This is a genomic window from Diaphorobacter sp. (genome assembly GCF_050251835.1).
GTDB lineage: Bacteria > Pseudomonadota > Gammaproteobacteria > Burkholderiales > Burkholderiaceae_C > JBFXIE01.
In genome coordinates, this window is record NZ_JBFWLZ010000058.1 from 1 (window position 1) to 9,856 (window position 9,856).

Below are 9,856 nucleotides of genomic sequence, written 5' to 3' on the forward strand. Positions count from 1 at the left end.
TGCGCGCCGGGGATGATGTCGGCCAGCTCGGCAAACATCTGGCAGCCGTTGCACACGCCCAGGCCGAAGGTGTCGGTGCGCGCAAAGAACTGGCGGAACTGCTGCGACAGGCGCTCGTTGAAGGTGATGGAACGCGCCCAGCCAATGCCCGCGCCCAGCGTGTCGCCGTAGCTGAAGCCGCCGCAAGCCACCACACCGGCAAACTGCGCTAGGTCGGCCCGGCCGGTTTGCAGGTCGGTCATGTGCACGTCAAACGCCTCAAAGCCCGCTTCGGTGAAGGCGTAGGCCATCTCGACGTGCGAGTTGACGCCCTGCTCGCGCAGCACGGCCACGCGGGGGCGGGCGCCGGTGGCAATGAAGGGCGCCGCCACGTTGTCCGCGGGGTCGAACGTCAGATGCACATGCATGCCGGGGTCGGTGGGGTCGCCCGCGGCGGCGTGCTCGCTGTCGGCGCAGACGGGGTTGTCGCGCTGCTGGCAGATCTTCCAGCTGACAGCGTCCCAGACCTGGTGCAGGTCGGACAGGCTGGCGCTGAACACGGCCTTGGCGTCACGCCACACTTGCAGCTGGCCCTTGCCCGCGTCGATGGGCGAAGACAGCGGGCGCGTCTTGCCCACAAAGTGGCTGCAGCTCGCCAGGCCGTGGGCGCGCAGCGTCTGCATGACCTCGTTGCGCTCACTGGTCCTGACCTGGAGCACCACGCCCAGTTCTTCGTTGAACAGCGCGCGCAGGGTCAGCTCGTCGCGGCGGCCGCTGACTTGCTGCGCCCAGTTCTTGGCGTCGCCGGTTTCCATGCGGCTGTCGGAGATGCCGTCGCCCTCGGTGACCAGCATGTCCACGTTCAGCGCCACACCCACCTGGCCTGCGAAGGCCATCTCGGCTGCGGTGGCCAGCAGGCCGCCATCGCCCTTGTCGTGATACGCCAAAATCTGGCCCTTCGCGCGCAGCGCGTTCACGGCATCCACCAGGGCGATCAGGTCCTTGGCATCGTCCAGGTCGGGCGTCTCGTCGCCGGTCTGGTTGAGCACCTGCGCCAGGATGGAGCCACCCATGCGCATCTTGCCGCGGCCCAGATCGATCAGCACCAGGGTGGTGTCGTCTTCCTTGGCATCAAGCTGCGGCGTGAGCGTGCCGCGCACGTCCGCCAGCGTGGCGAACGCGGTGATGATCAGGCTGACGGGCGAGGTTACCTTGCGGGTCTCGCCGCCCTCGCTCCACTGCGTGCGCATGGACAGGCTGTCCTTGCCCACCGGGATGGAGATGCCCAGCTGCGGGCACAGCTCCATGCCCACGGCCTTCACAGTGGCGTACAGCGCAGCGTCTTCGCCGGGCTCGCCGCAGGCGGCCATCCAGTTGGCGGACAGCTTCACGCGAGGCAGCTCAATGGGCGCGGCCAGCAGGTTGGTAATGCTTTCTGCCACCGCCATGCGGCCGGACGCGGGCGCGTTGAGCGCGGCCAGTGGCGTGCGTTCGCCCATCGCCATGGCCTCGCCGGCAAAGCCACGGAAGTCGGCCAGCGTCACGGCCACGTCGGCCACGGGCACCTGCCAGGGGCCCACCATCTGGTCGCGATGGGTCAGGCCGCCCACGGCGCGGTCGCCGATGGTGATGAGGAAGCGCTTGGACGCCACCGTGGGGTGGGCCAGCACCTCTATCACGGCCTTCTCCAGCGGCAGGCCGTCCACGTCCAGGGGCGCAAAGCTGCGCTGCACGCTCTGCACGTCGCGGTGCATCTTGGGCGGCTTGCCCAGCAGCACGTTCATGGGCATGTCCACGGGGTATTTCTGGTCGCCGGATTCGACAGCCGTGTCTTCCAGCACCAGCTGGCGCTCCTCGGTGGCCGTGCCGATGACGGCGAAGGGGCAGCGCTCGCGCTCGCAAAATGCCGTGAACTGCGCCAGTGACTCGGGCGCGATGGCCAGCACGTAGCGCTCCTGGCTTTCGTTGGACCAGATTTCCTTGGGCGCCAGGCCGGATTCCTCCAGTTGCACGGCGCGCAGGTCAAAGCGCGCGCCGCGGCCGGCGTCGTTGGTCAGTTCTGGGAAGGCGTTGGACAGGCCGCCCGCGCCCACGTCGTGAATGGCCAGGATGGGGTTGTCCGCCCCCTGCGCCCAGCAGTGGTTGATGACCTCCTGCGCGCGGCGCTCGATCTCGGGGTTGCCGCGCTGTACCGAGTCAAAGTCCAGCTCTGCCGCATTGGTGCCTGTGGCCATCGAGCTGGCCGCGCCGCCGCCCATGCCGATGCGCATGCCGGGGCCGCCCAGCTGGATCAGCAGCGTGCCCGCGGGGAACAGGATCTTTTGGGTGAGCTGCGCGTCGATCGTGCCCAGGCCGCCCGCGATCATGATGGGCTTGTGGTAGCCGCGCGTGATGTCGCCGACCTGCTGCTCGTATTCGCGAAAGTACCCCGTCAGGTTGGGACGGCCGAACTCGTTGTTGAACGCAGCGCCGCCCAGCGGCCCCTCGGTCATGATCTGCAGCGGGCTGGCGATGTGCTCGGGCCGGCCCACCTCACTGCCCCAGAGCTTGGACACGGTGAAGCCGGTCAGGCCCGCCTTGGGTTTGGAGCCACGGCCTGTGGCGCCCTCGTCGCGGATCTCGCCCCCTGCTCCGGTGGCAGCACCCGGGAACGGCGATATGGCCGTGGGGTGGTTGTGCGTCTCCACCTTCATCAGCACATGGTGGGTAGCACTACGTTTTTGATAGCTGGGAGCGCTTGCCTGTTGGGCGAAAGACTCGAATTTGGCAATGAACTGCTCGACCTCGCTGCCTTCCATGATGGAGGCGTTGTCGGCATAGGCCACCACGGTGTGCCGGGGCGACACGGCCTCGGTGTTGCGGATCATGCCGAACAGGCTCTTGTCTTGCGCCACGCCGTCGATGGTGAACTGCGCGTTAAAAATCTTGTGGCGGCAGTGCTCGCTGTTGGCCTGGGCGAACATCATCAGCTCCACGTCGGTGGGGTTGCGCGCCAGGCCCTTGAAGGCGTTGACCAGGTAGTCGATCTCGTCGTCGGCCAGGGCCAGGCCCCAGGCCTTGTTGGCGGCCTCCAGCGCCGCGCGCCCGCCTTGCAGCACATCGACAAAGGCCATGGGCTCGGCCTGCAGCTCGGTGAACAGCTGCTGCGCCTCGTCCAGCGTGGCAACCACGGACTCGGTCATGCGGTCGTGCAGCAGCGCGGCGATCTGCTGCAGCTGCTCGGCGCTCAGCGCCGGCTTGCCGCCCAGCAGGCCGCCCTTGAGCTGAATGCGGTATTCGGTGATGCGCTCGATGCGGCGCACCGCCAGGCCACAGTTGTGGGCGATGTCGGTGGCCTTGGAGGCCCAGGGCGACACGGTGCCCAGGCGCGGCGTGACGTACAGCACCACGCCGTCGTGCGGGCCGGTGTAGGGGTCGCCATAGGTCAGCAGCGCGGCCAGGCGCTCGCGCGCGGCGGCATCGGGCGCCGCGTCGCTGGCAACCAGATGCACATGGCGCGCCGCAATGCCTTCGATCTTGGAGTGGATGGCCTGCAGCCGGGGCTGCAGTTGCTGGACGCGGAAGGTGCTGAGGGCATTGCCGCCCTCCAGCGAGGTGATATGCAAGGTCACGGTAGCGGCCTATGTGATAGGGAAAATGGCAATCGGGCCGCGGACGCGGCAGCCGCTGAATGGGGCTGCGGCACCCTGCGGCGCGGATTCTGCGAAGCCCGCCATTTTAACGGCCAGCCCCTGCGGGCGCAGGCTGCCCGCAAACGGGGGCGCAACGCGCCTCCAGCCGTTCGGCAGCAGGGGAGAAATGCGAATGGGATAATTTCTGCCATGAGCATCACCATCAAAGACGCGCAGGGCATTGCCGGCATGCGCGAAGCCTGCCGCCTGGCGTCCGAAGTGCTGGACTACATCGCCCCTCACATCAAGCCAGGCATCACCACCGCCGAGATCGACCGCCTGGGCGCCGAATGCATGGCGGCCCAGGGCACCGTATCCGCCACCGTGGGCTACCAGCCGCCCGGCTATCCGCCCTACCCCGGCCACCTGTGCACCTCGGTCAACCATGTGGTGTGCCACGGCATTCCGAACGACAAGCCTTTGAAAAAAGGCGACATCGTCAACGTGGACGTCACCGTGATCACCAAGGACGGCTGGTACGGCGACAACAGCCGCATGTACCTGATCGGCGAATGCTCGATCGCCGCCAAGCGGCTGTCCGCGCTGACCTTCGAGGCCATGTGGCTGGGCATCCTGCAGGTCAAGCCGGGCGCGCGCCTGGGCGACATCGGCCACGCCATCCAGAAATTTGCCGAGGGCCACGGCCTGTCAGTGGTGCGCGAGTTCTGCGGCCACGGCATCGGCCAGAAGTTCCACGAAGACCCGCAGGTGCTGCACTACGGCCGCCCCGGCACGGGCGAGCAGCTGGTACCCGGCATGACCTTCACCATCGAGCCCATGCTCAACCTGGGCAGGCGCGACATCAAGGAGCTGGGCAACGACGGCTGGACCATCATTACCAAAGACCGCAGCCTGTCGGCCCAGTGGGAGCACACGGTGTTGGTGACCGATACGGGCTACGACGTGCTGACACTGTCCGCCGGCTCGCCGCCGCTGCCCCCGTTTGTCACGGCTACCACCACCTGAGCACGGCAGATGACGGGCGCGCACGGTTATTGCTGGTGATTTTTCATGCATTCAAGACCTCACTGCCCGCACTCCAATCCGCCTGACCTGGCGCAACTGCATGCGCTGCGCGACGCTTACCGCCAGGACAAGGCCGCTTTGCTGGCCAAGCTGCGCGAGCCTGGTGCCTCCACACGCGGCGTGCGCAGTCTGCTGCGCAAGCTGTCCGCCCTGGCTGACAGGATGCTGTGCCAGTTGTGGGCGCAGGCGCAGCTGCCCGACGGCATGGCGCTGCTGGCCGTGGGCGGCTACGGGCGCGGGCAACTGTCGCCCTACTCCGACGTAGATGTGCTGGTGCTGCTACCCGATGGCTTTGACCTGAACCCAGGCCTGCCCGCGGAAGGAATTGGCAGCACGCAGTGTTCCCCCATCGAGACCTTTATCGGCAGCTGCTGGGACGCGGGGCTGGAGGTGGGCTCCAGCGTGCGCACCGTGGCCGAATGCCTGAGCGAATCCGCCGCCGACGTGACGGTGCAGACTGCGCTGCTGGAGTCGCGCCTGCTGTGCGGCGATGCGGCGCTGTTCGATGCGTTTCGCAAGCGCTACGACGCGCAGATGGACTCGCGGGCCTTTCTGGTCGCCAAGACGCTGGAGATGCGTCAGCGCCACACCAAGTACGAAGACACCCCCTACGCGCTGGAGCCCAACTGCAAAGAGTCGCCCGGCGGCCTGCGCGACCTGCAGCTCATCCTGTGGGTGGCGCGCGCCGCGGGGCTGGGCCGCAACTGGCGCGAGCTGGCGGCCAGCGGGCTGGCCACGCCCTTCGAGGTGCAGCAGATCGAGCGCAACGAAGCGCTGCTGCTGCTGATCCGCGCGCGCCTGCATGCGCTGGCGGGGCGGCGCGAAGACCGCCTGGTGTTCGATCTGCAGACGGCCGTGGCCGAAGCCTTTGGCTACCGCTCCACTGCGCCGGATGGCCAGCGCCTGGCCATGCGCGCCAGCGAGACGCTGATGCGCCGCTACTACTGGGCCGCCAAGGCCGTATCGCAGCTGTGCCAGATATTGCTGCTGGGCATCGAGGAGCGGCTCAACCCCTCCACGCACGAGCTGCGCCCGATCAACCCGCGCTTTTTTGAAAAAGCCGGCCTGATCGAAGTGGCCAGCGACGACCTGTACGAGAAAGAACCCCACGCCGTCCTGGAGACTTTCCTGCTCTACCAGACCACCGTGGGACTCAAGGACCTGTCGGCGCGCACGCTGCGCGCGCTGTACAACGCCCGGGGCGTGATGGACAGCGAGTTTCGCCGCGACCCCGTCAACCGCGCGCGGTTCATGCAAATCCTGCAGCAGCCCTCGGGCATCACGCATGCCATGCGACTCATGAACCAGACCTCGGTGCTGGGGCGCTATCTTTGGCCCTTCCGGCGCATCGTGGGGCAGATGCAGCACGACCTGTTCCATGTGTACACGGTGGACCAGCACATCCTGATGGTGCTGCGCAACGTGCGGCGCTTCTTCATGGCCGAGCACGCGCATGAATACCCCGCGTGCTCACAACTGGCAGCGGGCTGGGACAAGCCGTGGATTTTGTACATCGCGGCGCTGTTTCACGACATCGGCAAGGGCCGCGGCGGCAACCATTCGCAGATCGGCGCGGTCGAGGCGCGGCGCTTTTGCCGCCAGCACGGCCCCTACGGCATCGGGCGGGACGACGCCCGGCTGATCGAGTTTCTGGTGGCCGAGCACCTCACCATGAGCAATGTGGCGCAAAAGCAGGATCTATCAGACCCCGCCGTGATCGCCGCCTTTGCCCAGCGCGTGGGCAACGAGCGCTACCTGACCGCGCTGTACCTGCTCACCGTGGCCGACATCCGCGGCACCAGCCCCAAGGTGTGGAATGCCTGGAAGGGCAAGCTGCTGGAAGACCTGTACCAAAGCGCGCTACGCACCCTGGGCGGACGCGCGCCCGACGCTGCGGCCGAGATCGAGGCCCGCAAGCGCGAGGCGCTGGTGGCGCTGGCGCTTGTCTCCATGCCCTACGGCTCGCACAAAAAGCTGTGGGACACGCTGGACGTGAGCTACTTCATGCGCCACGAGGCTGCCGACATCGCCTGGCACACCCGCCATCTGTCGCGCCATGTGGGCGCCGGCAAGCCCGTGGTGCGCGCGCGCCAGTCGCTGGCCGGCGAGGGCCTGCAAGTGCTGGTGTATGCACCCGACCAGAGCGACCTGTTCGTGCGCATCTGCGGCTACTTTGACCGCGCGGGCTTTTCCATCCTGGACGCGCGCGTGCACACCGCCAACAACGGCTATGCGCTGGACACCTTCCAGGTCGTGGCCTCCAGCCAGGCGGGCGCATACCGCGAGCTGATCCACATGGTCGAAAACGACCTGCTGCGCGCCATTGAAGACCAGCGCCCCCTGCCCGAGCCCGGGCGCAAGCGCGTGTCGCGCCGCGTCAAAAGCTTCCCCATTGCGCCGCGCGTCACGCTGCGCCCCGACGACCGGGCCCAGCGCTGGCTCATCAGCATCTCCGCCAGCGACCGCGCCGGCCTGCTGTACCTGGTGGCGCAAGTACTGTCGCGCCATGGTCTCAGCGTGCAACTGGCCAAGGTCAGCACCCTGGGCGAGCGGGTGGAAGACGTGTTCCTGGTGCATGGCCCCGAACTGCAGAGCAACGCACGCCAGATACAGATCGAGACCGAGCTGCTGCAGGCGCTGGCAGATCAGTAGGCATTAGACATCGTCTTTTCACTATCAAAATAATAGCTTTCAGCGATTTCTGCATAAGCGCTGAGTGCCAATTTGACCATTACTCATCTTCGACATCGCCGATCTGCGGAAACAGCACCTCGGTGTAGCCAAACTGCGTGAAGTCGCTCACCCGCATCGGGTACAGCTTGCCGATCAGGTGATCGCACTCATGCTGCACCACCCGTGCATGAAAGCCCTCGGCCACGCGGTCGATGGGCGCGCCCTGCGGGTCAAAGCCGCTGTAGCGGATGCGCGTGAAACGCGGCACCTTGCCGCGCAGGCCGGGCACGGAAAGGCAACCCTCCCAGTCGTCTTCTTCCTCGGGACCCAGCGGCGTGATCACGGGGTTGATGAGCACCGTGGGCGGCACGATGGGGCGACCCGGGTAGCGCGGATTGGGCTCGCCCGAGCCAAAAATCACCACCTGCCAATCCTCGCCGATCTGGGGCGCTGCCAGCCCTGCGCCGTTGGCAGCGCGCATGGTGTCGCGCATGTCGTGCACCAGCCGGTGCAGCGCGGGCGTGTCAAAGCTGGTGACGGGCCGGGCGAGCCGCAGCAGTCGCGGGTCACCCATCTTCAAGAGAGTGCGAATGGTCATGGAGGGTCTTCAGGCCAGGGCCACCAAAGGGCATGGCGGTATCCACAAGGCTTTCTGGTCTTGGAGCATACCCCGCGACGCCTTCACAATGACACCCATGCCTCGCCCCCCCGAACCCATGCCACCGGCACCCGAACAAGCGCCGCTGCCTGCGCCGGTGCGATGGCTGCTGCTGGTGCTGGCGGCGTTGTGCCTGGCGCTGGGGTTGGTCGGCATTCTTGTACCCGGCCTGCCGAGCACCGTGTTCATCCTGATAGCAGGCTGGGCCGCTGCGCGCAGCTCGCCGCGGCTGTACCGCTGGCTGTGGTTTCACCCGCTGTTCGGCTCCATGCTGCGCAACTGGGCCAACGGCGGGCGCGTCAGCCGCCGCGCCAAGTGGAGCGCCACCTTCTTGATGGCGCTGAGCGCGCTGGTGCTGCTGGTGGCGCACATCCCCCGCTGGGCTGCCATCAGCGCTCTGGTGTGCATGGCCTGCGTGCTGATCTGGTTGTGGCTGCGCCCAGAGCCGCTGCGCTGATCGCCGGCTGCTGCTCTGCGCCGCCGAACAAAGTGGCGCGACTCAAAAGTAGCTGATTTTCTTGTATATAATCGCGGGCTTGTTCCTCGATAGCTCAGTCGGTAGAGCGACGGACTGTTAATCCGCAGGTCCCTGGTTCGAGCCCAGGTCGAGGAGCCAAAATTCAAAGCCTTGCAATTGCACAAGGCGCGCAAAAAATTTCACCGATCATTCCTCGATAGCTCAGTCGGTAGAGCGACGGACTGTTAATCCGCAGGTCCCTGGTTCGAGCCCAGGTCGAGGAGCCACTCAAGGCCGTTCCAATGCATTTTGGAACGGCCTTTTTATTGGTTCGCCGCAAGCAGCGGCAGCGTGGTGGCTGCTCCCTGACGCAAACACGAAAAAGCCCGCCAGCAAGGCGGGCCGTGCAAGGCTGCAGACGCAGCCAGGGCAGTTACATGCTTTCGATGATCACCTTGCCAAAGCCCGAGCAACTCACCTGGGTTGCCCCTTCCATCAGGCGCGCGAAGTCGTAGGTCACCTTTTTGCTCAAGATGGACTTTTGCATGGCGCTGATGATCAGGTCTGCCGCTTCCGTCCAGCCCATGTGGCGCAGCATCATCTCGGCCGAAAGAATCTCGGAGCCAGGGTTGACGTAATCCTTGCCCGCATATTTGGGCGCCGTGCCGTGCGTGGCCTCGAACATCGCCACGCTATCGGACAGGTTGGCGCCCGGCGCTATACCGATGCCGCCCACCTGCGCCGCCAGCGCATCCGAGATGTAGTCGCCGTTCAGGTTTAGCGTGGCAATCACGCTGTACTCGGCCGGGCGCAGCAAAATTTGCTGCAAAAAGGCGTCGGCAATGCTGTCCTTGACGGTGATCTCCCGGCCCGTGCGCGGGTTCTTCAGTCGCATCCATGGGCCGCCGTCGATCAGCGTGGCGCCAAATTCCTGCGCCGCCAGCTCATAGCCCCAGTCGCGGAAGGCGCCTTCGGTGAACTTCATGATGTTGCCCTTGTGCACCAGGGTCACGCTGGGCTTGTCGTTGTCGATGGCGTACTGAATGGCCTTGCGCACCAGGCGCTGCGTGCCCTCGCGCGACACCGGCTTGATGCCGATGCCCGAGGTTTCGGGAAAGCGGATCTTGCGCACGCCAAACTCGTCGCGCAAAAACTGGATGAGCTTTTTGGCCTTGTCCGACTGGGCCTCGAACTCGATGCCGGCGTAGATGTCCTCGGAGTTCTCGCGAAAGATCACCATGTTGGTCTTTTCCGGCTCCTTCACAGGAGAGCAACTGTGTTCAAAGTCAAGTCATTTTGAGATAGCTCCAGCATGTGGATAACTCACTTGCCAAGGCACGCCGGATTTGAGAACGGCGTTGATGATCGTGAGCACCTTGTGCATACAGGCCA

Annotated in this window: 4 protein-coding genes, 2 tRNA genes and 2 pseudogenes; 5 read left to right on the top strand and 3 right to left on the bottom strand. The window is 65.9% G+C overall.

Annotated elements, in window-relative coordinates; all coding sequences use genetic code 11:
- The coding region (purL, locus tag AB7E35_RS14120) for a phosphoribosylformylglycinamidine synthase (protein ID WP_428167785.1) at window positions 1-3,590 on the bottom strand (3,590 nt) is incomplete at its 3' end.
- Window positions 3,591-3,800: 210 nt separating this feature from the next.
- Here purL and map point away from each other — a divergent pair.
- Complete coding sequence (map, locus tag AB7E35_RS14125; protein WP_428162802.1) at window positions 3,801-4,616, top strand: type I methionyl aminopeptidase; 816 nt, start codon at window positions 3,801-3,803, stop codon at window positions 4,614-4,616.
- 45 nt (window positions 4,617-4,661) lie between these two features.
- The gene (locus tag AB7E35_RS14130) at window positions 4,662-7,328 is read left to right on the top strand and encodes a [protein-PII] uridylyltransferase (RefSeq protein WP_428162803.1); all 2,667 of its coding nucleotides are present in this window, start codon (window positions 4,662-4,664) and stop codon (window positions 7,326-7,328) included.
- A 79-nt stretch (window positions 7,329-7,407) separates the two neighbouring features.
- Here AB7E35_RS14130 and def read toward each other — a convergent pair whose 3' ends face one another.
- A complete protein-coding gene (gene def / locus AB7E35_RS14135) occupies window positions 7,408-7,947 on the bottom strand; it encodes a peptide deformylase (RefSeq protein WP_428162804.1) in 540 nt (179 codons plus the stop codon).
- Between the two features lie 118 nt (window positions 7,948-8,065).
- Between def and AB7E35_RS14140 the strand changes: the two are divergent.
- From AB7E35_RS14140 to AB7E35_RS14150, 3 genes and pseudogenes are all read left to right on the top strand, one after another.
- Window positions 8,066-8,392, top strand: a pseudogene (locus tag AB7E35_RS14140) (YbaN family protein); the annotation flags it as partial.
- Between the two features lie 155 nt (window positions 8,393-8,547).
- A tRNA-Asn gene (locus tag AB7E35_RS14145) sits at window positions 8,548-8,623 on the top strand.
- A 52-nt stretch (window positions 8,624-8,675) separates the two neighbouring features.
- A tRNA-Asn gene (locus AB7E35_RS14150) sits at window positions 8,676-8,751 on the top strand.
- Window positions 8,752-8,897: 146 nt separating this feature from the next.
- Here AB7E35_RS14150 and icd read toward each other — a convergent pair.
- Window positions 8,898-9,749 (bottom strand): annotated as a pseudogene (gene icd / locus AB7E35_RS14155) (NADP-dependent isocitrate dehydrogenase); the annotation flags it as partial.
- Window positions 9,750-9,856 lie beyond the last annotated feature (107 nt).

Excerpts from the sequence above, each read along its gene's own strand:
- map (WP_428162802.1), top strand. The coding sequence starts at position 3,801 with ATGAGCATCACCATCAAAGACGCGCAGGGCATTGCCGGCATGCGCGAA.
- AB7E35_RS14130 (WP_428162803.1), top strand. The coding sequence starts at position 4,662 with ATGCATTCAAGACCTCACTGCCCGCACTCCAATCCGCCTGACCTGGCG.
- def (WP_428162804.1), bottom strand. The coding sequence starts at position 7,947 with ATGACCATTCGCACTCTCTTGAAGATGGGTGACCCGCGACTGCTGCGG.